General features: G+C 61.9%; 25 protein-coding genes and 1 tRNA gene. 14 read left to right on the top strand and 12 right to left on the bottom strand.

Going from position 1 to position 19,743, the window contains the following annotated elements; translation table 11 throughout:
- Positions 1-113 precede the first annotated feature (113 nt).
- Complete coding sequence (locus EL22_RS05000; protein ID WP_050050424.1) at positions 114-353, top strand: hypothetical protein; 240 nt, start codon at positions 114-116, stop codon at positions 351-353.
- Between the two features lie 80 nt (positions 354-433).
- Positions 434-1,009, top strand: coding sequence for a DUF1684 domain-containing protein (locus EL22_RS04995; RefSeq protein WP_050050423.1), 576 nt, complete (start codon positions 434-436; stop codon positions 1,007-1,009).
- 159 nt (positions 1,010-1,168) lie between these two features.
- Here the strand turns inward: EL22_RS04995 and EL22_RS04990 are convergent, their stop codons facing one another.
- Positions 1,169-1,849, bottom strand: a complete 681-nt coding sequence (locus EL22_RS04990) for a class I SAM-dependent methyltransferase (protein WP_050050422.1) — start codon at positions 1,847-1,849, stop codon at positions 1,169-1,171.
- 484 nt (positions 1,850-2,333) lie between these two features.
- On the opposite strand from EL22_RS04990, the gene EL22_RS04985 reads away from it, so the two are divergent.
- The 3 genes from EL22_RS04985 (at position 2,334) to EL22_RS04975 (ending at position 4,759) form a co-directional block, all read left to right on the top strand.
- Positions 2,334-2,912, top strand: coding sequence for an ATPase involved in flagella biogenesis (locus EL22_RS04985; RefSeq protein ID WP_050050421.1), 579 nt, complete (start codon positions 2,334-2,336; stop codon positions 2,910-2,912).
- 283 nt (positions 2,913-3,195) lie between these two features.
- Complete coding sequence (locus tag EL22_RS04980) at positions 3,196-4,002, top strand: hypothetical protein (protein ID WP_050050420.1); 807 nt, start codon at positions 3,196-3,198, stop codon at positions 4,000-4,002.
- A gap of 130 nt (positions 4,003-4,132) precedes the next feature.
- A complete protein-coding gene (locus tag EL22_RS04975) occupies positions 4,133-4,759 on the top strand; it encodes a DsbA family protein (RefSeq protein WP_050050419.1) in 627 nt (208 codons plus the stop codon).
- Positions 4,760-4,807: 48 nt separating this feature from the next.
- On the opposite strand, the gene EL22_RS04970 is transcribed toward EL22_RS04975, so the two are convergent.
- Positions 4,808-5,650: an NAD(+)/NADH kinase gene (locus EL22_RS04970; RefSeq protein ID WP_050050418.1), complete on the bottom strand. Its 843-nt coding sequence runs from the start codon at positions 5,648-5,650 to the stop codon at positions 4,808-4,810.
- On the opposite strand from EL22_RS04970, the gene EL22_RS17040 reads away from it, so the two are divergent.
- From EL22_RS17040 to EL22_RS04955, 4 genes are all read left to right on the top strand, one after another.
- Entirely contained in the window at positions 5,628-5,825 is a 198-nt protein-coding gene (locus tag EL22_RS17040; protein WP_156184048.1) for a hypothetical protein, read from the top strand. The genes EL22_RS04970 and EL22_RS17040 overlap by 23 nt on opposite strands.
- Before the next feature lie 51 nt (positions 5,826-5,876).
- The gene (locus tag EL22_RS04965; protein ID WP_050050417.1) at positions 5,877-6,125 is read left to right on the top strand and encodes an amphi-Trp domain-containing protein; all 249 of its coding nucleotides are present in this window, start codon (positions 5,877-5,879) and stop codon (positions 6,123-6,125) included.
- Between the two features lie 87 nt (positions 6,126-6,212).
- Positions 6,213-6,641 (top strand): universal stress protein, encoded by a 429-nt coding sequence (locus EL22_RS04960; RefSeq protein WP_050050416.1) that lies wholly within the window; start codon positions 6,213-6,215, stop codon positions 6,639-6,641.
- 158 nt (positions 6,642-6,799) lie between these two features.
- The gene (locus EL22_RS04955) at positions 6,800-8,101 is read left to right on the top strand and encodes a YrzE family protein (protein WP_050050415.1); all 1,302 of its coding nucleotides are present in this window, start codon (positions 6,800-6,802) and stop codon (positions 8,099-8,101) included.
- Between the two features lie 29 nt (positions 8,102-8,130).
- On the opposite strand, the gene EL22_RS04950 is transcribed toward EL22_RS04955, so the two are convergent.
- Entirely contained in the window at positions 8,131-8,784 is a 654-nt protein-coding gene (locus tag EL22_RS04950) for an HVO_0476 family zinc finger protein (RefSeq protein ID WP_050050414.1), read from the bottom strand.
- Between the two features lie 55 nt (positions 8,785-8,839).
- A complete protein-coding gene (locus EL22_RS04945; protein ID WP_050050413.1) occupies positions 8,840-9,796 on the bottom strand; it encodes an aminopeptidase in 957 nt (318 codons plus the stop codon).
- 250 nt (positions 9,797-10,046) lie between these two features.
- On the opposite strand from EL22_RS04945, the gene EL22_RS04940 reads away from it, so the two are divergent.
- Together EL22_RS04940 and EL22_RS04935 are read left to right on the top strand one after the other, a co-directional pair.
- Positions 10,047-11,060, top strand: a complete 1,014-nt coding sequence (locus EL22_RS04940) for a type II glyceraldehyde-3-phosphate dehydrogenase (protein WP_050050412.1) — start codon at positions 10,047-10,049, stop codon at positions 11,058-11,060.
- 89 nt (positions 11,061-11,149) lie between these two features.
- Positions 11,150-11,545: an Hsp20/alpha crystallin family protein gene (locus tag EL22_RS04935; protein WP_050050411.1), complete on the top strand. Its 396-nt coding sequence runs from the start codon at positions 11,150-11,152 to the stop codon at positions 11,543-11,545.
- A gap of 83 nt (positions 11,546-11,628) precedes the next feature.
- Here the strand turns inward: EL22_RS04935 and EL22_RS04930 are convergent, their stop codons facing one another.
- The 3 genes from EL22_RS04930 to EL22_RS04920 all read right to left on the bottom strand — a co-directional run bounded on the left by EL22_RS04930 (position 11,629) and on the right by EL22_RS04920 (position 13,757).
- Positions 11,629-12,498 carry a RimK family alpha-L-glutamate ligase gene (locus EL22_RS04930; RefSeq protein ID WP_050050410.1) on the bottom strand — a complete coding sequence of 290 codons (870 nt, stop codon included), beginning with the start codon at positions 12,496-12,498 and terminating at the stop codon, positions 11,629-11,631.
- Positions 12,499-12,693: 195 nt separating this feature from the next.
- Positions 12,694-13,224 (bottom strand): 50S ribosomal protein L16, encoded by a 531-nt coding sequence (locus EL22_RS04925; RefSeq protein ID WP_050050409.1) that lies wholly within the window; start codon positions 13,222-13,224, stop codon positions 12,694-12,696.
- A gap of 296 nt (positions 13,225-13,520) precedes the next feature.
- Entirely contained in the window at positions 13,521-13,757 is a 237-nt protein-coding gene (locus tag EL22_RS04920) for a hypothetical protein (RefSeq protein ID WP_050050408.1), read from the bottom strand.
- An 85-nt stretch (positions 13,758-13,842) separates the two neighbouring features.
- Here EL22_RS04920 and EL22_RS17035 point away from each other — a divergent pair, with 85 nt between their 5' ends.
- Together EL22_RS17035 and EL22_RS04915 are read left to right on the top strand one after the other, a co-directional pair.
- Complete coding sequence (locus tag EL22_RS17035; RefSeq protein ID WP_156184047.1) at positions 13,843-14,007, top strand: hypothetical protein; 165 nt, start codon at positions 13,843-13,845, stop codon at positions 14,005-14,007.
- A 134-nt stretch (positions 14,008-14,141) separates the two neighbouring features.
- Positions 14,142-15,422, top strand: coding sequence for a site-2 protease family protein (locus tag EL22_RS04915; protein WP_050050407.1), 1,281 nt, complete (start codon positions 14,142-14,144; stop codon positions 15,420-15,422).
- A gap of 214 nt (positions 15,423-15,636) precedes the next feature.
- Here the strand turns inward: EL22_RS04915 and EL22_RS04910 are convergent.
- From EL22_RS04910 to EL22_RS04890, 5 genes are all read right to left on the bottom strand, one after another.
- A tRNA-His gene (locus EL22_RS04910) sits at positions 15,637-15,709 on the bottom strand.
- A gap of 136 nt (positions 15,710-15,845) precedes the next feature.
- The gene (locus EL22_RS15870) at positions 15,846-16,268 is read right to left on the bottom strand and encodes an IclR family transcriptional regulator (protein WP_082146669.1); all 423 of its coding nucleotides are present in this window, start codon (positions 16,266-16,268) and stop codon (positions 15,846-15,848) included.
- A gap of 443 nt (positions 16,269-16,711) precedes the next feature.
- A complete protein-coding gene (locus tag EL22_RS17870; protein ID WP_197075844.1) occupies positions 16,712-17,167 on the bottom strand; it encodes a hypothetical protein in 456 nt (151 codons plus the stop codon).
- Positions 17,164-17,709: an aromatic-ring-hydroxylating dioxygenase subunit beta gene (locus EL22_RS04895; protein WP_050050405.1), complete on the bottom strand. Its 546-nt coding sequence runs from the start codon at positions 17,707-17,709 to the stop codon at positions 17,164-17,166. The genes EL22_RS17870 and EL22_RS04895 overlap by 4 nt, the downstream gene beginning before the upstream one ends.
- 1 nt (position 17,710) lies before the next feature.
- On the bottom strand, positions 17,711-19,009 hold the full coding sequence (locus EL22_RS04890; RefSeq protein WP_050050404.1) for a Rieske 2Fe-2S domain-containing protein: 1,299 nt from the start codon (positions 19,007-19,009) through the stop codon (positions 17,711-17,713).
- Positions 19,010-19,251: 242 nt separating this feature from the next.
- On the opposite strand from EL22_RS04890, the gene EL22_RS04885 reads away from it, so the two are divergent.
- Positions 19,252-19,695: a VOC family protein gene (locus EL22_RS04885; RefSeq protein WP_050050403.1), complete on the top strand. Its 444-nt coding sequence runs from the start codon at positions 19,252-19,254 to the stop codon at positions 19,693-19,695.
- Positions 19,696-19,743: the final 48 nt, after the last annotated feature.

Genomic DNA, 19,743 nt, shown 5'->3' with positions numbered 1-19,743 from the left:
CCAGCACCTGCTGGGCGGTACAAAAATCCCAACACTGAGAGACGACGTGCCGAGAAATCGGAGGGTGATACTGCCAGCGTGGGGCTTACACGTCTCGGACACCTAGGGATGGTATGAGAGTCCCAAAACAACTGCGAGACGTCGACCGACACGGAGCCACCGTTCGGACCTACGACTACGACGACAGCGCGGTAATCGCGGTCGATTTCGGCGTTGGGGCAGGCGACATCACGATCGACGTGATCGACGACACGGCGATCGTCGTTACCGGCGACGAGCAGTTCGAGTTCGAACTGCCGGCCGACGCGAGCGACGTCTCGGTGAAAAACGGTATCCTCACGATCACCGAGTAGCGATCGATTCGTCGGTCGCTTTCGACCGCATCCGACTTCGAAACCACAACCCACTCGAGTCAGCGGCCGGTACGATTCCTATGAACGATTCGTTCGATGTCAATACGTGGCGAGCGGAACTCGAGGACAAACGCGACGAGAAAGACGAGTTCTTCGCCGAGCATCCCCAGTCGCCGATTCCACCAGAAGAGCGCGAGGCGTTCTCCGGGCTCGAGTACTTCGATCCGGACGCCGACTACCGAGTTCACGCGACCGTGTCAGTCCACGACGATCCCAATCCAGTGACGATGGACACGACAACGGGGAGAGAGGTCAGATACCTCCGAGTCGCGACGCTCTCGTTCGACCTCAAGCGAGACGACCCGGAGCTGTCCGACGGGACCTATGAACTCGCAGCCTATCAGATGGAACGACCCGAAGAAGAGCCGCTGTTTATCCCGTTTCGGGACAAGACGACCGGCCAGCAGACGTACGAGGGGGGACGATACATGGAACTGTCGCCTGATCGAGAGTTCGAGGACGGCGACGAGGTCGTCCTCGATCTGAACCTGGCGTACACGCCGTTTTGTGCCTACAGCGAGACGTTCGACTGTCCGCTCCCGCCCGAGGAGAACTGGCTCGGGGTGACGATTCCGGCGGGCGAACGATTCGAGTAGTGACCCATCACACGTTGGGAAGAGAGGATGGTTTCACGGTGGGAAAAGAGGACCATTTCGACTCGAGCGATCGCATCTCGGAAAGATAGCGTTCGATCGTTGTCTGCCGGTTTGTGCGGGCTGACACGATCTCGAGTGGAAATAGAGGGGTTCGAACGCTCAGAGTGCGACGCCGACGGTGAGGAGAGTACCGTACTCCCGGTATCGTTCGATCATCGCGTCTCGAGTGTCCCAGTCGTCGATCGGGAACTCGGCTTCGGCCGGGATCGTGATCTCGCGATCCGGAATGTTGTCCTGGGCCGCGACCGAGAGACCCGCCGCGCGGAAGGCGTCTCGATACTGCTCGCGAGACCAGCGGGTCATCTCGACGGAGATGAACTCCTGCCACTCGTGAGAGTGGACGTTCTCCTCGTAGTAGTTCACGGCGCAGTAGAAGGTTCCGCCGGGCGCGAGCACGCGGGCGATCTCCGCTACGGTCTCGTGGGGATCCGCCGCGTAGTAAAACGCTTCCATCGACCAGACGTGATCGATCGAGTTCGTCTCGAACGGCAGCGAGCCGAAGTCGCCGACGACGAATCCAACCTGCGGGTCGGACGTGTAGGTTGCAGCGTTCGACGCCATTTCCGGAGATCCGTCCAGTCCGTAGACACGGCCCGCGTCGTTGGTATCGCGAATCGCACGGCCGGCATACCCGCTGCCACAGCCGAGATCGAGGACGGTGTCGCCGGGCTCGACCGGCATCCTGGCGAGCGCGTGCTTTGCAGTGTGCCAGTGGCGATCCTCCATTCCCTTGTCGCGGCCGTCCGTGGCCCACTCGTCGAACTCCTCGCGAACGCTCATGGAGTGACGATACGGCGCGAACGACAAAACGCGTTCGCATCGCTGGACTCGCGTTCGCATCACTGGGCTGCTCCGAGACGGCGACAGACGACCGCACGAGCCGTTGTGAGAACGGGGGGCGGTGACCGAAAAAGCAGCTGTGTACGGCGCCGTGAAAACAGGGGTGGAATCGACCGACAGATACTTTAGGCTTGCCTAAAAAATAGAGTGTAGAGAGGTCCCGGCTGATACACGTCCCTGGGCATCGGACGGAGACCAGCCGTAAGCTGTCCCACCTCTCGCCCTTTTCCCATAGCACTCGCGATCTGTGCAGTCTCGGCGATCGCAGACCTACAGCCTGCGCAGTCTCGGCGATCGCAGACCTACAGCCTGCGCAGTCTCGGCGATCGCAGACCTACAGCCTGCGCAGTCTCGGCGCTCGCGGACCTACCACGTTCGATACATCCGCACGCTTAAGTCGATCCCGGAAGTTGATACCCTCAATATGGAGTATACTCTCGACATCGATGAGACACCGCCGACGGTCCCGGGCGGTACCGGCGTACTACTTCTTCATCCGAGCACGGGCGAAACCGACCGAATCGACACGGAGTTTTTCAAGACAGATACCGACAAGTTTCTAGTCGTCTCGACGCGAACGACCGCCCGCGAGGTACGACAGAAACTCGAGTACTACGACGTCGACGAGAAATCCGCGGAGATACTCGACACGCTGAGTATCGAACGAGGGCACTCCCGCCGCTCGAGTGATACCGTCCACTACGTCAGCGCACCGGACGACATCGACGGCATCCTCGAGCACATTGAAGGCTTCCTCGACGAGCACGAGGGAAAACTCCGCGTCAGCATCGACTCGGTCACGGAACTCGCCTACTACGCCGACGACGAAGCAGCTCTCGATGCCGTCGATTCGATCCTCGAATTACTCGCGGAGTACGACGCAATCGGGCTCTTTCACGTCTCCGAAGAGGTCCACGACGACGAGATTGTCGACGCGTTTCGCGACCGCTTCGACGGCGTGATCGACCTCGACGCGGACGGAACCGTCGCTGCGGAGTTCTAACGCGGTCGGAATCGTCAGTGGACGAGTTCGAACTCAGCGGAATCGTCGCTGCAAAGTTCTAACGCGGTCGGAATCGTCAGTGGACGAGTTCGAACTCAGCGGAATCGTCGCTGCAAAGTTCTAACGAGATACGAGGAGCTTTTCGGAGATATCGATCCCCGGGCGGGTGCGCTCTGTGTTATCATCGACCTTCTAAATCTATCAGCGCTACGTGAAGTTTCGCTAACAGCTTCTCCGATTCGAGCGAGGGTTTTTCCCTCTCTACGTGTGAGCCACGAACGAGATGCACGACGGTGACGCCGGAACGCGCCTCGAGCGAGCCGGGACCGGAGAGCACGCGCCGCGACGCCGTCTCGAGAGTCGCGCGGGTGCGGGATCGGTCTCTCGAGCGGCGCTGCAGCGAGACGCCTCCGTGCGCCAGTGGGGCGTCGTGACGCCGAGTGCGACCGTCATCGGCCGCGCGGAATCGCCCGAGGCGGAACTCTCGGATCGCGTCCGCCGACTGCACGACGAGCAACACGGGGCGACGCCCGGCTACGCCGAACGCGCCCACCGCCTCGACCGTCTCCGGACGGCTCAGGCGCTGTGCAACGCACTCGAGGTGACGCCGTGGCAACGTGACCTCGCGCTCGGAGTGATGGACGAGATCGACCTGACGGCGTTCGGCAGCCAGCGAGCGATCCCGACGGTCGCACTGGTCGTCATCCGCCACGTCGTCGACCGCGACCGACAGGCGTACTTCGGGCTGGACGACGTCGACGCGGCGTCGCTGTCTCCCGAACGGATGGAAGAGCTCTTCGGGCAGTACCGGGCCCACGATATCACCGACGAACCGACGTTCGAGCGACTGGCGGCGGAACACGGCCTCGATACGACCAGCCTCAACCGGCTCCGACGCGTGCTCGAGGAGCAACTCGAGGACGAACTTCCAGCCTACGGGCGGAACCCGTGGCGGGACCCGAACCTGCCGGCGACGGCGGCGATCGACTCGAGCGAGTCGGGCGAGTCGGGCGAGTCGAGTGGAGCCACAGAAGCCACGGAGCCTGGCGACCCCGTCGGGACCAGTGAGTCCGACGCCGACAATAGCTGACGCGGTCTCCGTCACCGCTACTCGTTGCGACTGATTCGTGGGCGATCTCCAATCTGCTCGCTCGAGGACGACTCGCGACCGGGATTTCCGGGAGCTATCGACTTTTCCGTGACGGTCCGTTAGGACGGCCATGAGCGAGACACCGGATCAGTTGACCGTCTACTCCGACTACGTCTGCCCGTTTTGTTACCTCGGGAGAGCGTCGCTCGAGCAGTACCGCGAGCGTCGGGAGGAACCGCTCGAACTCGAGTGGCATCCGTTCGACCTCCGGCGAGATAAACGCAATCCCGACGGCTCGATCGATCACTCCGCTGCGGACGGGAAGGACGACGACTACTTCGAGCAGGCGAAACAGAACGTCAGGCGGCTGCAAGAGGAATACGACGTCGAGATGGCCCAGGAGCTCGCGACCGAGGTCGACTCGCTGCCGGCGCAGATGGCCTCGTGGTACGTGCAGACGGAATACCCCGAGCAGTGGGAGGCGTTCGATCGGGCAATCTTCGACGCGCTCTGGACTGACGGGCGCGACATCGGCGACGGGGACGTTCTCGCAGAACTCGCTTCGAGCGTCGATCTTCCGCCGGACGAGGTTCGAACTGCGACCGGGGACGACGAACTCCAAGCTGAACTCGAGGACGCGTTCGATCACGCCTCCCGCAAGCGGATTACAGGCGTTCCGACGTTCGTCGCCGACGGAACCGCAGCCAGCGGGGCGCTCCCGCCGGATCACCTCCAGCGGCTCGTCGAGCAGTCCTGAACCGTTTCCAGCGGTTCGGAGAAACGATCCGAACCGCCCGGAGGAATCTCACTCGAGTTTCTCGAGCGCCTCGAAGAAGTCCACCGGAGGCCCGGCGAGCGTCACGGGATCGTCCGCGGTGGTCACCGTTACCGATGTCGGCGGCTCGAGACGCTGTCTGTTGCGGCCGTCGCTGATCGCGTAGGCCGTCTCGGCGTCGCGAACGGTGAGCGTGAGTTCGCTCGTGTGATCGATCACGAGCGGCGGCATCGGATCGGTCGCGGCCATCTGCGTGACGATAAGGGAGTCGACTGCGGGGTGCACCAGCGGGCCCCCTTCGCTCAAGTTGTAGGCGGTCGACCCGGTCGGCGTCGCGACGAGGACGCCGTCCGAATGGCTCTCGGCGTACCGCTGGCCGTCGACGAAGATCTCGATCGTCGCGCCGCCCCCGCTCCCTCGTTTCGGCCCGTGGACGACCACTTCGTTGAGCGCCGACTCGAGCGTCCACCCATCGCCGCTCGCCCGGAGTCGCTTTACAGCTCGACCGCCGATCGAGCCAGTATCGCGGCGTTCGGCGACCAGCGACGTGACCGCCTCGAGCGCGCTCTCCGGGGTGACGGCGTTGAGAAAGCCAACTTCGCCGAGGTTGACGCCGACGATCGGCGCGTCGCCGGCCTCGCGGGCGACGAACAGGAACGTCCCGTCGCCGCCGATGCTCACGACCAGGTCGAATTCGTTCATGCGCTCGACGGGAACGCAGCGCTTCCCGAGTGCGTCGCCGGTCTCGTCGTCGACGACCGCCACGACGCCCTCGCGCTCGAGCGCGTCGACCAATCGGGTCGCCAGCGACTGCGCTCGGTCGTTGTTTCGCTGGGCGACGATCCCGACCGTGAGCTCCTCCTCGGCGTCCATCGTCGCCGGCTACCCGCCCCGTCGCCAAAAACCCACTCGTTCCGCGCCGGATCGAACCGGGAGCGACGATGTCGACGCTGATCGACTGCCGATCTCGTTTCCGATCGTCGACCAGTCGCGTGCGACGCCGGTGATCGTCGACGGGAGGCCACCGGCGGCTGTAATCGGTTGTTAGAGACGTGTTCGCGGTCCATACTTTTGCGGGGCCGATCCCATATGCCGGCGCATGGCCCAACGAACGACGGCCGATCAGACGATGTCGCGAGCGGAACTCGGCGCGTACCTCGTCGAACTCGCCGACGAGTTCGACCGCGGAGGCGAGGATATCGATGTGGGCGTCGGAAACAAGACGGTGACGTTACACCCGCCGGACGATGTCTCCGTTTCGATCGATGTCGTCGAGCAGTCTTCGATGCTCCGCGGACAGCGCGAGACCGTCGACGTCAAACTCAGCTGGAAACCCGACCGCCAGTAGGCCTTCGAGTCCCGTCGAACCGCGCGAGACCGACGCGGCCGCCCGGAGTGAGAAGTTCTTTTTCCCCTCGCACCAGAGGTCCACCTAATGTACGAGACGATTCTCTTTCCCACCGACGGCACCGATCACAGCGCGACCGTCGCCGACCACGCCGTCGACATCGCCGAGACGCGAAACGCGTCGCTGCACGTGCTTTCGGTCGTGGACGATCGGGCCTTTCTGGTCCTCGACGACGACCGCGTCGAGGGCGTTCGCGCCGATCTCGAGGAAAACGCGCTCGAGGCGGCCGATCGTGCGGCGACGCGTGCGAACGACAACGGTATCCAGACCGAGACGGCTATCCAGACCGGCAATCCCGCCGAGTGCATTCTCGAGTACGCCGATGCACACGAGATCGATCTCGTCGTCATGGGAACCAGCGGCGACGACTACGAGAACAACGTCGTCGGGAGCGTTTCCCAGCGCGTCGTCAGGTCGGCTGCCGTTCCCGTTCTGACGATCGGTCCGGACGCCTGATCGCGGCTCTGCAGGCGACCTACTCGTCCGTCTGCGTAGCCCGCCTTGTGGCGACGCACGCCGGCCCTGTTGCACGCCAATCCTGTGTCGGTTGCGGACTGTCGTTTCGGGACGAACAACACGTACATTGATATCCAGTGGCACTAAACGCCGGACAGATGCGTCGCTCGCTCGTCATCGGGGTCGTGTTGCTCGCGTTCGCCTTTCTGTTTATCGGCGGTCCGTCCCTGTTTCTGTCGCCGTCGACCGGCGACGTCGCTCCCGAGTCCGCCGAGCGCCCGGAACCCGAAGTTCACTCCTTCGAGGACGTAGACAGCGGGATCTGGCCCTACCTGAGTCCACGCAAGGATCACGTCAAGCGAAGCCCGGTCAATGTGATCGTCCGCGGAGAGAGCGACGAGATCGTTCGGTTGCTCACTCACGAAGCGGACGGCGACTGGGAAGAACTGGATCAAAACGAGACGGCGGCCGGCTCCGATACGTATCGGCTCTTCGACGACGAACAGGTCGCGACAGGGACCGAATGGGGCGAAGCCGCTGGTGCGACCCGGTACGCGTGGGTCGATCCGGGCGGGGACCGCGAGCCCTACTGGACGACCGAGACGCTGCAAGTCGACGACGGCAAGTACTACGGCGAACGCATGCATATCCGCCTCTACGAGTCGCCCGATAGCGGCGACGACTGGGTCGCGATGCAGACTCACACCGAACACTTCGACTGGTTCACGCTCCGCCACCGCGTCGACGGCTCCGAACGGGCCCAGCTGAAAGTCGAGTCGGAGTTCATGGAGCTCCCGGGCGTCGACAGCCAGGAAGACGTTCGGCGTATCAATCTGGAAAACTCGGGTCCCTCAGATGCCGACGGCTGGGCGACCGTCGTTGACCTGCTCGGAATGGCGCTCGCGCCGGTCGCGATCAGTCTCGCGAGCAAAAACCAGGTGCGCGAGTGGCTCCCGAACACCGTCGACGAACGCCTCACTGCGGCCGATCGACGCAGGTTCGCGGCCGCGGTCGATCGGATCACCACCAGACACGTCGCCCTCGCCCTGTCCATTCTCGGGCTGTTTCTCGGGGTCAGATTCGCCGGGATCACCCTCGAGCGACACGCTGGGATGCTGACGATGCACATGATCGCCGCGTTGCTCTACCCAATTATCTCGATCGGCATTCCCGCCGTGACGTATCTGATCGCCCACGGGCTCACCCGCCGCCTCGACGCCGCGATCACCGCCTCCGGATCGCTGATTCTGGCGATCTGGATCGATTACGGCGTAGTGAACGTCAACTCGCTCCCAGTGGATGTCGTCGCTCAACGTATCCTCGTCGTCGTCGCGCTGGGACTGATCGCAGGCGGCGCAGCCAAACGCGCGACCCGGGAGTCGTGGCTCAACGACCTGCTCGTCGTCGGCGTCGCTATGTGGGTGTTGTTGTTAGCTGGAACGTTGTTCGGGTACTTCTGAGGCTCCCCGACTCGAGCGTATCGTCCGCGTTACCACGCCGACCAGGCGGTCGTCGTCTCGTCGTAGGCGTAGACGCGCTGTGCGTCCTTCGCGAGGACGATGTCGCCCTCGAGTTCGTTTCGGTCGCGCTCGTAGCCCGTCGCGTCGTCCCGAACGACGAAGGCGTCGATTTCGAACTCGTCGTCGCCAAAGGTTTCGACCGTTCCGACCTCGAACTCGTAGTCGCCGGGGACGTAGACCGTGATGCTTCGACTCTCGTCGTGCGTGCCGTCCTGTGGGTGGACCGTGACATCGACGGAGACGTTGTCGACCTCGCGCGTCCAGACGGTTTCGACGTCTTGGGCCGGCGCGGCCTCACGTCGGCGCTGCTCGTCGAGTTCGATGCTGGTCACGCGAACCGTCGAGAGCACTTCGTCGGTCTCGAGGATGAACTCGTCGCCCGTCTCGATGGTCTCGTCTTCGGGGGTCGTGACGTTCGCGGTGAAGGATTCGCCGTCCTGAGAGACGACGACATCGAGGGTGACTTCGCGTTCCGGCTCAGGTTGGATCTTGTGGACGTGGCTGCACTCGCTACAGCGGACGGTGATGCTACCGCCGCCCGGCGAGAGCACCTCGTGGACCGTCTCGAGGTCCGGAGAACACGAGGGACAGGTCGTCGGGACCCGGTCGGGTATATCGCTCATACCCGGCGTAAGCGCCACTGCCCTAAAAGGTGCGTGAACCTGATCGTGACTCTCCTCAGCGCGATTCTCCCGCGGGAAGGTCGACCTCGACGCCGTCGGCGAACACCGTCGGCTTGCGGATGATCCCGTCCAGATGAATCGGCGCGTCGACGTCGCCGCCGATGCCCGCGTCGTCTCCGATTGCGATGTGGACCGTGCCGCCGGCCTTCTCGTCTAACAACACGGAGCCGACCAGTTCGGTGACGGCGACGTTCGTCCCGATTCCCAGTTCCGCGAGGTTGTACGCCGCGTCGCCGACTTCTGCCGCGGCGTTCTCGACCGTCGACCGGATCTCGTCGTCGGAGATGTCCGTCACGAGGCCGTCTTCGACCTCGAAGGTCAGCGTCCGGCCGTCCTCGAGCAACCCGTGGGGCATCATCGTGCCGTCGACGACGAACGTCCCCGCGGCCGTCTCGGGGCTGACAAACACCTCTCCTGCGGGGAGGTTCGACATCGCACCGGCTTCGTGGACGATGCCGGTATCCGAGCGAAAGTCGCGGTCGCCGATTCCGAACGTGATGTCGGTTCCCGCCGCGGCCGTCACCCGAATCTCGTCCGCGCCGTCGACCTGCTCGCGGATGGCTTCACAGCGGGTGGCGATCTCGTCGTAATCTGCTTCGAGACCGGTGGCGAACACTTCTTCGGTGATCCCCGGCAGCGTCGCGACTCGAGCGCCTGCCTCGTTCGCATCGGTTCGCGCTCGCGTGTGGCTCAAGCTCTTCGTCGTCGGAGCCAGCACGACGTCGGCACCTGCCATCGCCGCTGCGACGGGTTCAGGCGGTTCCTCGCCGTGGGTGTCTCCCGGGGGATACCGGACGAACGCGACGTCGTCGGCTCGCTCGAGCGCAGCCTCGTAGAGCGCGTTCGCGATCGGCTCGCGGTTGCTGTCCGTGACGATGACACAGGACTCGTCAGCCCGGACGTCGAGACACTGTCGGATCGCCGTTTCGGCGGGTGTTCGAAGGTCTGCCATACCACTGGATGCGTGTAGTACGCCGAAAGGTCTTGCTCTCCCGGCGCTCGAGACGCCTCGATTCTCGCAGGTGTTCGCTTTGTACGAACGCTTCGATTCTCATCGATCCCTCGCCTCTCACGACCGCTCGAGCTCGCGGACGGCTCGAACTGGCACCCCCCATGACAGCGCGAGTACAAACTCCGAGGCGAGTAAAAACCGGCGGAGAAGCCTCGAAACGATTATCCGCGTCCGTAGTGGAGTCGGGAGTATGATACAGGTCGCGATCAACGGCTACGGGACGATCGGCAAACGCGTCGCAGACGCCGTTCGGGAACAGCCCGATATGGAGGTACTCGGCGTCGCGAAAACGCGCCCGAACTTCGAGGCCGAGACCGCCGTCGAGAAGGGGTATCCGCTCTACGCCGCGATCGAGGACCGCGCCGACCGCTTCGCCGAAGCGGGCCTCGAGATCGCCGGTCCGGTCGAGGATCTCGTCTCGAACGCCGATATCGTCGTCGACGCGACGCCGTCGGGGATCGGCGCCGAGAACAAGTCCCTCTACGAGGAGTACGACACGCCGGCGCTCTACCAGGGCGGTGAGGACGCCGATCTGGTGGACGTGAGCTTCAACGCGCGCTCGAACTTCGAGGCGGCGACGGGCACCCAGCACGTCAGGGTCGTCTCCTGTAACACGACCGGGCTCTCTCGAGTCATCGCGCCGCTTCAGGAGGCCTACGGCGTCGAGAAGGTCCGCGCGACGTTGGTTCGTCGCGGCGGCGATCCCGGCCAGACGTCTCGCGGCCCGATCAACGACATCCTCCCGGATCCGGTGACGATCCCGTCTCACCACGGCCCCGACGTCGAGACGATCTTCCCGGACCTCGACATCGACACGCTCGGGATGAAGGTGCCCGCCACCCTGATGCACATGCACAGCCTGAACGTCACGCTCGAGGAGGCCGTCGACGCGGCCGAGATCCGCGACCGCTTCGCCGACGAGTCGCGTCTGTTCTTGATCCCCGAGTCGATGTCGATCGACGGCAGCGGGAAGCTAAAGGAGTACGCCCACGACGCGGGGCGGCCACGTGGCGACCTCTGGGAGAACTGCATCTGGGAGGAGTCGATCTCGACCGTCGGTCGGGACTGTTATCTCTTCCAGGGAATCCACCAGGAGTCGGACGTCGTTCCCGAAAACGTCGACGCGATCCGCGCTGTCCTCGGCGCGTCGGATGCGACCGACAGCATCGCGACGACGAACGAGCACCTGGGAATCGGCTTCTAGCGAATCTCGTCCGATCCCGTTTTGAATTCGACCGCCGAACGATTCGGACCGACAGAAAGTTTTTGCCACGTGCCCTACTAGAGTCGTTCATGCGCCGAGATGATCGCGACGAACCCTTCGACGATCTCTTTCGTGAAATCGAGCGGATGATGAACGAAATGATGAACGGCGGCGACGTCGACTTCGACTCCGCCGGCTCCGTCGAGAACGGCTTCGGCACCGACACCCACATCGACGTTCACGAGACCGACGACGAACTCCGAGTCATCGCCGACCTCCCGGGCGTCGAAAAGAACAACATCGACCTCGAGTGCGACGGCAAATCACTCACGATCTCCGCCCAGAGCCAGCACCGACAGTACGACGAGCGCGTCTCGCTGCCACAGCGGGTCAACGAACACACCGCCGAGGCCACCTACAACAACGGCGTTCTCGAGGTCGTCTTCGAATCGGCCGAGAAGTCCTCCGACATCGCTCTCGAATAAGCGTCTCAATTCGATCCCGATCTCGCCCGCGTTTTCGGTCGAACAGTGGTTTCTTCTAGTGGATTTTCACCCGGTCCGATCGGCTACTCCGCTCTCGAGCGTATTGCCTCGGCGAGTCGGTCGTAAAAGCCGGGTTCGTACTTCGTCTCGTCGTCGATCGTCGGGCGGGCGTTCGTCTCGTTGACGACGACGCGGTCGCCGCTCACGAGCAGGTCGACGCCGAGAAACGGGATCTCGAGTTCCTGTGCGACCGACTCGGCGAGCTCTCGCAGCGGCTTCGGCAGGTCGACGCCGGTCGCGGTCGCACCGCGGTGGACGTTGTGCTTCCACTGGCCCCGCGTCGTGGCGTCCTCGGGAAGCGTTCGTTCGACCGCCCCGACGTACTCTCCCTCCAGCATCATGACCCGATAGTCGACCGCCTCCGGCAGGTACTCCTGGACGAGAAACGACTGGTCGCCCGTCGCCCGGTAATCGTGCACCAGCGAGAGGTAATCACAGATTCCGAGGAACGAGTCGAGATCGTGGGCCTTCGCGACGCCGACGCCCCGCGTCGTCGAGTTGGGTTTGACGACCACCGGCGCCTCGAACCGCTCGAAGACGGCGATCAGTTCGGACTCGCTCACGTCGTTCGAGACGTACACCGAATCGGGTATCGGAAGGTCCGCTCGCTCGAGTCGGGCGAGCACCTCGGCCTTGTTCCGCGAGGTCAACACCGTCTCGTGGTCGTTGAGCCACGGGATATCGAGCAGCGCGTCGGCTACTCCACCTTCCATGAGTCGGCCGGGGTAGACGAAGCCGACGTCGTACTCCGCCGGGGACCACGGCGCGTCCGCACCCAGCGGAACCGCGCGCTCGCGAACGGGGACGTGCTGAACATCGATCCCTCGCTCGGAGAGGGGCTCTCGCATCCGCTGGAAGGTCTCCTGATCGTTTGCGACCGCGAGATCGATCATACTCGAGTGTGGGGGCCGAGACAAAAAACGGTAGAGTATTCGCGCCGGGAGTTCGGCGCCTCCGCGCCCAGCGGAACCACGCGCTCGCGCGCCGATCGACAGTGGCGACTCGAGCACTCGCGAACCGACGGACGGTGTGGATCCGATAGCCGGCGCTCTGCTCGAGAGAGCACGGAAAAACGGTCGAGTCGGGCCTTACGCGATCAGTTCTTCTTCGCCGCGCTCGACGACGACGCGACACGGTGGCGAGATCTTGTTGTAGGACCGTCGGAGCGCGTCCTTCGCGAACTCGGCGTCCTCGACGTCACACCAGATCGTGAAGATGCGTTCGCCCTGCTGGATTCGGGCGGCCGTGCCGACGATCTTGCCGAACGCCTGGCGCATCCCGTCGGAAACACGGTCCGCACCGGCGCCGGTCGCCTGCTTGTTCTCCCGGATGACGTGGTGGGGGAACTTGCGCAGGATCATCTTGTACTGGTTCTCGCCCGCGTTTTTCAGCATGTGGCGGTTCGCCGACAGCCGGGAGGCCTCGAGCGATCCGTGGCGGATCTGGCACTCTTCTTCGGTCTGCAGGCTGATCTGAACGGGGTAGTCCTCGGGTTCAGCCGCGACGTCTCCCATCTTGTGCTGTGCGATTTTCGAGCCCGGAATGCCGGTGATGTACTCTCGGCGGGTGTAGGCCGGCTTATCGATCTTCCGGTACATAGAGGCGGGTTTCTCTGACATGGTTGTAGTTACTTACAAAAACGGAGTGTTACCGCGCGGATAAAGGCTTCGAACCCATCGCCACTGTCGTCTGCGTCGTGCCCGCGGCAAAAGCGGGTCCGATCATCGGTCACGCCGGTCGTGAAAACTCGAGCGACATTTGATCGGCCACGGCAATCGATTGAGGCGACAACCGGTCGCAATGGCAATCGACTGGGTCGGCAACCAGGCGACGGTAACCGATCTGGAACGGCAACCCGTCGATTACAGTCGGATAGTGTGGACGATGTCGGACTCGTCGACTCACGAGGTGAGCCTCAGTGAACGGTAACGTACTCATCGCCGGTTTTTTCGATCAATCCCTGCGTCGAAAGCGATTTGGTGACGCTCAGTGCGGCCATCTGCTTCATCGAGAGCGCGTCGCTCACCTCGCGGATCGTCGCGCCCGTTGTCGCGTCGAGGTAGAGGTAGACCAGCTTCGCCTGGGCCGAGTTCAGTTCGGTCGGTAACGCGGCTCGGTCGGTGGCGGTCGTCGTGGTGAGTTGGGCTGTCATCGGTCTGAACACATCGACCACGAACTTCCGTATAACTCTATGGGAGGATGAATGCATATTGGCTAGTAGATAATAGTGTGATTATATGCATCGGTATTGGGACACACTGACTCGGACTGTGACGGTTTCGAAACGGCGTCCGTCTCTCGAGCGGTGTCTTCCTCTCGAGTGTGCTGTTCGACCGATGCTCGAGAACTTCGTCCAGCGCTTCTCGAGCCACGACACCTGCGAGGCGGTCACGCCGCAGTAGTCACTGGGGAACGTCGCAGTAGCCACCGGGAGAACGCCGCAGAATCATCGGGACTGCCTATTCGCCGGCGTGCTCCCGATCGAACGCTGCGTTTCGGCGGCGTGTTTAAGGTTCTTCCGCCGATACATGCGGGTATGTGGAAGAGCTTCCGTATCGGGTCGCTGTTTGGGATTCCCATCAAACTCGATCTGACGTTTCTGCTGGTTTTGCCCTTCTTCGCGTATCTCATCGGCGTCCAGATCGGGACGGTCGCGGAACTGCTCAACGACCTGCTCGGGGCCGGCATCGATACGGCGGCGGTCTCCGGCGGCCCGATGCCGCTGGTGCTCGGATTCGCGGCGGCGATCGGACTGTTCATCGGCGTCGTGCTCCACGAACTCGGTCACTCGCTGACCGCCCGACGGTACGGGTTCCCAATCGACTCGATCACGCTCTGGCTGCTCGGTGGGGTCGCCTCGTTCACGGAGATGCCCGAGGACTGGAAGCAGGAACTGGCCATCGCGATCGCCGGCCCCATCGTCTCGGTGCTCGTGGGTGTGCTCTCCTACGGCCTCTTTCTCGTTACGCCAGCCAGCGTCGACGGCGCGCTGTTCGTCTTCGGCTACCTCGCGGTTCTCAATATCGCGCTCGCGGGGTTCAACATGCTCCCCGCGTTCCCGATGGACGGCGGCCGCGTGCTCCGGGCGCTGTTGGCTCGAAACCAGCCCTACGCGAAAGCGACCCAGCAGGCGGCGAGCATCGGGAAGTTCTTCGCAGTGCTAATGGGGTTGTTCGGACTGCTCGTGACGTTCAACATCATCCTCATCGGCGTCGCTTTCTTCATCTACATCGCCGCCTCGGGCGAGTCCCAGCAGGTGACGATGAAAGCCGCGTTTCAGGACGTTACCGTCGGCGACATCATGACGCCCGCTCGAGACCTGCACACGGTCGGCCCCGACACCAGCGTCGAGGAACTCATCCAGCGGATGTTCTCCGAGCGACACACGGGCTATCCGGTGCTCGACGACGGGCACCTCGTCGGCCTCGTCACGCTCTCGGACGCACAGGAGGTCAAACCCGTCGAACGCGACGCGTTTACCGTCTCGGACGTGATGACGACGGACCTCCAGACGATCGACGCGAACTCCGACGCGATGACCGCGATCGAGCGAATGCAATCGGAGCGAATCGGTCGGCTTCTCGTCGTCGACGGAGCCGGTTCGCGACCCCGCTCGAGTGGGTCCATTCAGGACGAGGCCGTCTACGACGACGGCGGCTTCGACGACTCCGTTCTCGAGGAAACCGGCGATACCGGGTCGTCCGAGCGCGGCGATCTCGTTGGACTCATCTCGAGAACCGACATGATGACCGCGCTGAACATCGTCCAGCAGAGCGGCGAAGTCAATCACTCCTCGCAGTCCCAGCCGTTGGATTGACCTCTAAACGAACTTCGCTGGCCACGTGACTCGTCGGCGTTCCCGTCGAACGCTGCTCTCCCAGATGCACTCGATGCGGGTTCGCTTGAGAATCCCCGTTTCCGACGCGGTCAGGGATTAGTTTATCGGCTCCCGTACTCGATCGGTGCGCGCGGCTGGTACGGTTACATTCTTCCGTTCCGTTTCGCCGCTCACGTCCATTCCCAGCGAAAAGGTCCAGGTGCGAGAATTGAACCCGCGTCTCAGCCTCCACAAGGCTGAAGGATAGTCCACTACCCCAACCCGGACACGCAACCTGAAGTAGTTGGCTGGGATTAAAATACGTTACGACTCGGTTCGTGACGGGAGCGGATAGCAGTCGGCGCCGAAAACGAGGACGTGGGTCGGTGGCGCGTTCTCGGTGAGCAGAAACAATAGCGTGGCCTAGGACGGGTCGTCTGACAAGCGTGTCGAGTAGAATTCTGCCCGTCGGTCAGATGACAGAGAAATTTTGTAGAGATAGACGCCGTGCCCTTGTTCTTGGACGACGAGTCGAGCGAGTTCTCCCGTTTCCGTGGCTAATTCGTCGAGCGGATCCTGAGCACATTGGTAGACGAGGTTTTGTCGTTTTGCGAACTCGCCAATCTCGAGCAACTGCAGACCGAGACGGTACTTTCCGTTGTACTCCATCACTGCACCATGTTGCTTGAGGGTACTCAGATACGTGTGTACGGATCCTTTGGACATATCCAGTTCGTTGGCAACATCCGTTACCCCGCTACTCCCCTCTTCTTTTAGGACGCCCAAAATACGAAACGCTCGATCGACCGATTTGATCCGCCGCCGGCCCTCGTCTTTGTTGCTCATGTGCCAAGATTGAACGCTAGTGATAAAAATATTTGGTAATAACAAACATAATGGACAGTTATATTACCAGTATCCCGTCTGGAAACGGATTCTAGCTGAAGCTATCAATGGTGAGCACCCCATGTTTGGGATTCACAAACGTTTTTATCGGCCGTTACTACCGGTGTTTTGCCTCTCCCCATCCATATTTTACGTCCGTATTAGTGTAATTGGTATCTCATATATTCGTTTGTCAACTACAAACACCCCTGTAATTCCCTATCATGAGGGCTCTGAACATCCTCCGTTCCAAGTCATTTGCTGACTTCTCAAGAGACGTACTTGTACATCCCTAAGCAAGTGAGAGAAGCGAGGAAACGACTGTTCGCTGTGTTCTGTTACCATTGCGCTGCTCGTACCAATTGAACAAGCCGAGCAGCGATAAACAGTAATCCGGTGCCCAATCAATGAACGCCGTGGTGCTGGTCCTCTTCGGGACCAAACGGCGTCTCAAGCAGGTCGGAGAAGAAGTTGATCCGTTTGTGCGTGAGCGCGTCGAGTTCCGCCGGACTGAGACGGCACGCGTAATTCAGTTTCGGAGACGTGATCGATAGTCGCGGACCGGCAGTCGTTTCGACTTTCCGGAGTTTGACGACTGTATATTCGTTGCTGATCTGTAGCTCGTCCGATGGCTCGGTCGCGTTCATGCCGTCCTCGTGGGGTTCTGAGGTGAGTTCTTCGAAGACCTCGTCGTCTTGCCACGTGAGACTCTCGAGTGCCAGCGCGTCCACTCGCGTCTCGGCGCTCTCGCCGCTGAGTATCAGCCGTTCCCCAGTCGGCGTTTGCAGTGTCCAGAGTGAGACCGTCAGATCGCCGTCCGTTAGCGTGAGCGGGTCAGCTATTGGTCGTGTCGAGGTCATAGAATGATCGAGAGCGAGTCGGTCGGAATGACCGTGTGGTCGAGCAGCACGGTTCGTCGGGCGAGTTTCAGCCCTCCGCCCTCCGACCAGTCGGGAACGTAGCCATCCTCTTCGCGACGGAACGTATCGTGACGCTCCATCGAGAGGATATCGGGATCGGTTTCGGCCTTGCGCGACCTGACGATGACGAGATTGCTTTTGAGTTCGATTTCGTCGTCCGTATAGTCGATTACGCGCACGTTCGAGACCTGCCGGCGGGTCCGAGAGGGCGGGTCCTCCGACCAGGCGAAGTCGCTCGACATCCGCTCGGTCCGTACCTTGAGCGTTCCCCAGTCCTCTTTCATATGGAAGGCCTCCTCGCTGAACTCGGTGTTGGAGGACCGTTCACGCGTCGTTCGAATCGGCACTCGGTACTCGATGTCCTCGGTTACGAGGTCGTGCCAGTCGCTCAACCGACGATCGTCAAGCAGTTCCGCTGCGTGATAGAGGAACTCCTCGCACTCGAGACGGAGCGTTCGTCGGCGTTCTAACTCGTCCTGCATGTTATTCAGCCCCCTCCGTCGTCATCGTCTCGTGCCATTTCCGGTAAAAGTCGAGTTGGTTCTCATCGGTCACGCCGCCGTTCGCGTAGGCCGTTCCTGGCCCGGCCCAGTCATCGTCGACCGTCGCTGCGGTGTTCTCGCCGCGTCCCATCGTAAACAGCGTCGTCGCCTCCGTCTGTTCTGCGAACACGCTGCCCGCTGCCTCGTCGATCCCGTCCCAGATACCGATATCGTCTGGCTCGAAGTTACCCGCGGCGCTGAACGTCGACATCCCGACCTCGTAGACGCGTTCTTTGTATTCGTCGGGCGCGTCCGTCGGTGCGAGGATCCAGTTCCAGGCCTCCATCTCACCGGGGCCACGGGGTTGCCACTGACGCAGACAGAAGGTTCCGACAGGGTCTTTGTTCGGATCATCGCGACCCCCGAGGAAGATAAAGGAGAGGTTCGGGAATATCGTCCCGAGGGTCACGCCCGACTTGCGTGCAACCTCGTACTGGTCGTCATCAAGCGCATCGTGGTTGAACGTCTCGACGACTCGTTCGGGGTGGCCCCAGAACATCGGCTTTTCCGACTCTATCTGGTAGATGCTAAAGGCATGCCCGTCGCAGTCGGCGATGCCGTACAGTTTGCTTTCTTCTTCCCCGGTGGCCGTCTCGCTGCCGATTCCGACGTCGATCGCGGATTTGTGTCCCATCGGAACGTGGTAGTTATCGCCGTAGAAGTTCTCAGTCGGCGTTTTCCAGTCGGCATCGACGACCCAGCGCTGCGGGTCGCCGACGACTTCCATGTCGATCAGGTCGAAGTACATGTCGAGATACCACGTCGCTCCGCCGAGATACTCCTCGAGCGACGGCGCTTCAGGCGCTATACAGGCGAAGACCAGCCCGTTGTAGGTATCGACGTGTGGCGCCTCACGAAGTCCGTGCTCCTCGGCCTCGAGGTGATCGAATCCCGCACCTTTCTGGGGCACACCGACCAGATCGCCCGTGTTCTGGTAGGTCCACCCGTGATAGGGACAGCGGAAGTGAGTCGTGTTTCCTTTCTCAGCACGGCAGATGTTCGCACCGCGGTGGCGACAACTGTTGAACAGCACTCGGATCTTGCCGTGCTCGTCGCGGACGAAAACGAAGGGGTCCTCCCCAATGGTCCGCTGGCGGTAATCCCCCGGTTCGGGCACCTCCGACTCGTGGCCGACGTACACCCAGGCCTGACCGAATATCTCGGTTAACTCCCGTTGATAGATATCTTCGTCGTTGAGGATCTCTATCGGAACTTCCCCCCGTTCTAGGGTCTCTCCCATGGAGTCGAGTATTCGCCGAGTCCGTTGTGGGCCGGACTCGCCCGCGGACAGTGACTGCTCTATGTCGTGGGACATGTATACATACCAATCCAGCGGGTTACAACTACTTAGTTATTGTTCCACGGAGATCCGGGCGACAGCGCGACAGTGGCTGTAGTCGTTGTGGATCGCTAACTGCTCCGAAGCCACCCCACCCAAATATTTTTGAAAGAACTGTCTGTATTCAACGGTGATCGGTACGAATGATCGGACACGCTACACACTACGGACTGAACGTACAGGATATAGAGCGTTCTCTCGAGTTCTACAGGGATCAACTCGGATTTGAGATCGACAGGCGATTTCCAGTGAGCGATGTCCAGAGCGATATCGTCGGCGTCGATGGCGTCGCGGGGGAGATCGCCTTTCTCGATGCAGGTGGTTTCGAGATCGAACTGATCACGTACGATGCTCCCGAAAACGATGTCGTTCACGAGATTGCAGACGGACATGATGTCGGCGTTGCCCACATCTGTATTACCGTCGACGACATCAATGGTCTCTACGAAGAACTCACGCCAGCGGTGGAGTTCGTGAACGCGCCTCAGACCGTCGGTAACGGAGCTGATATCGCGTACGCCCGTGATCCGGACGGAAATTACGTCGAACTGTACGAGCCGCCCGTTGCTGACTCGGACGGTGACTGACGAGCGTCACATACCCGGTAGATATTAGTGCCAACCGGCCGCTGTGAG

It is taken from the genome of Halostagnicola sp. A56 (genome assembly GCF_000691505.1).
Taxonomy (GTDB): Archaea; Halobacteriota; Halobacteria; order Halobacteriales; family Natrialbaceae; genus Halostagnicola.
Note: the sequence above shows the minus strand (reverse complement) of the source record. Positions and strands in the feature narration are given on the sequence as shown.

What these genes read in the sequence shown, in the direction of transcription:
- EL22_RS05000 (WP_050050424.1), top strand. Translation starts at nt 114, where the DNA reads ATGAGAGTCCCAAAACAACTGCGAGACGTCGACCGACACGGAGCCACC.
- EL22_RS04995 (WP_050050423.1), top strand. Translation starts at nt 434, where the DNA reads ATGAACGATTCGTTCGATGTCAATACGTGGCGAGCGGAACTCGAGGAC.
- EL22_RS04990 (WP_050050422.1), bottom strand. Translation starts at nt 1,849, where the DNA reads ATGAGCGTTCGCGAGGAGTTCGACGAGTGGGCCACGGACGGCCGCGAC.
- EL22_RS04985 (WP_050050421.1), top strand. Translation starts at nt 2,334, where the DNA reads ATGGAGTATACTCTCGACATCGATGAGACACCGCCGACGGTCCCGGGC.
- EL22_RS04980 (WP_050050420.1), top strand. Translation starts at nt 3,196, where the DNA reads ATGCACGACGGTGACGCCGGAACGCGCCTCGAGCGAGCCGGGACCGGA.
- EL22_RS04975 (WP_050050419.1), top strand. Translation starts at nt 4,133, where the DNA reads ATGAGCGAGACACCGGATCAGTTGACCGTCTACTCCGACTACGTCTGC.
- EL22_RS04970 (WP_050050418.1), bottom strand. Translation starts at nt 5,650, where the DNA reads ATGGACGCCGAGGAGGAGCTCACGGTCGGGATCGTCGCCCAGCGAAAC.
- EL22_RS04965 (WP_050050417.1), top strand. Translation starts at nt 5,877, where the DNA reads ATGGCCCAACGAACGACGGCCGATCAGACGATGTCGCGAGCGGAACTC.
- EL22_RS04960 (WP_050050416.1), top strand. Translation starts at nt 6,213, where the DNA reads ATGTACGAGACGATTCTCTTTCCCACCGACGGCACCGATCACAGCGCG.
- EL22_RS04955 (WP_050050415.1), top strand. Translation starts at nt 6,800, where the DNA reads ATGCGTCGCTCGCTCGTCATCGGGGTCGTGTTGCTCGCGTTCGCCTTT.
- EL22_RS04950 (WP_050050414.1), bottom strand. Translation starts at nt 8,784, where the DNA reads ATGAGCGATATACCCGACCGGGTCCCGACGACCTGTCCCTCGTGTTCT.
- EL22_RS04945 (WP_050050413.1), bottom strand. Translation starts at nt 9,796, where the DNA reads ATGGCAGACCTTCGAACACCCGCCGAAACGGCGATCCGACAGTGTCTC.
- EL22_RS04940 (WP_050050412.1), top strand. Translation starts at nt 10,047, where the DNA reads ATGATACAGGTCGCGATCAACGGCTACGGGACGATCGGCAAACGCGTC.
- EL22_RS04935 (WP_050050411.1), top strand. Translation starts at nt 11,150, where the DNA reads ATGCGCCGAGATGATCGCGACGAACCCTTCGACGATCTCTTTCGTGAA.
- EL22_RS04930 (WP_050050410.1), bottom strand. Translation starts at nt 12,498, where the DNA reads ATGATCGATCTCGCGGTCGCAAACGATCAGGAGACCTTCCAGCGGATG.
- EL22_RS04925 (WP_050050409.1), bottom strand. Translation starts at nt 13,224, where the DNA reads ATGTCAGAGAAACCCGCCTCTATGTACCGGAAGATCGATAAGCCGGCC.
- EL22_RS04920 (WP_050050408.1), bottom strand. Translation starts at nt 13,757, where the DNA reads ATGACAGCCCAACTCACCACGACGACCGCCACCGACCGAGCCGCGTTA.
- EL22_RS17035 (WP_156184047.1), top strand. Translation starts at nt 13,843, where the DNA reads ATGCATCGGTATTGGGACACACTGACTCGGACTGTGACGGTTTCGAAA.
- EL22_RS04915 (WP_050050407.1), top strand. Translation starts at nt 14,142, where the DNA reads ATGTGGAAGAGCTTCCGTATCGGGTCGCTGTTTGGGATTCCCATCAAA.
- EL22_RS15870 (WP_082146669.1), bottom strand. Translation starts at nt 16,268, where the DNA reads ATGAGCAACAAAGACGAGGGCCGGCGGCGGATCAAATCGGTCGATCGA.
- EL22_RS17870 (WP_197075844.1), bottom strand. Translation starts at nt 17,167, where the DNA reads ATGACCTCGACACGACCAATAGCTGACCCGCTCACGCTAACGGACGGC.
- EL22_RS04895 (WP_050050405.1), bottom strand. Translation starts at nt 17,709, where the DNA reads ATGCAGGACGAGTTAGAACGCCGACGAACGCTCCGTCTCGAGTGCGAG.
- EL22_RS04890 (WP_050050404.1), bottom strand. Translation starts at nt 19,009, where the DNA reads ATGGGAGAGACCCTAGAACGGGGGGAAGTTCCGATAGAGATCCTCAAC.
- EL22_RS04885 (WP_050050403.1), top strand. Translation starts at nt 19,252, where the DNA reads ATGATCGGACACGCTACACACTACGGACTGAACGTACAGGATATAGAG.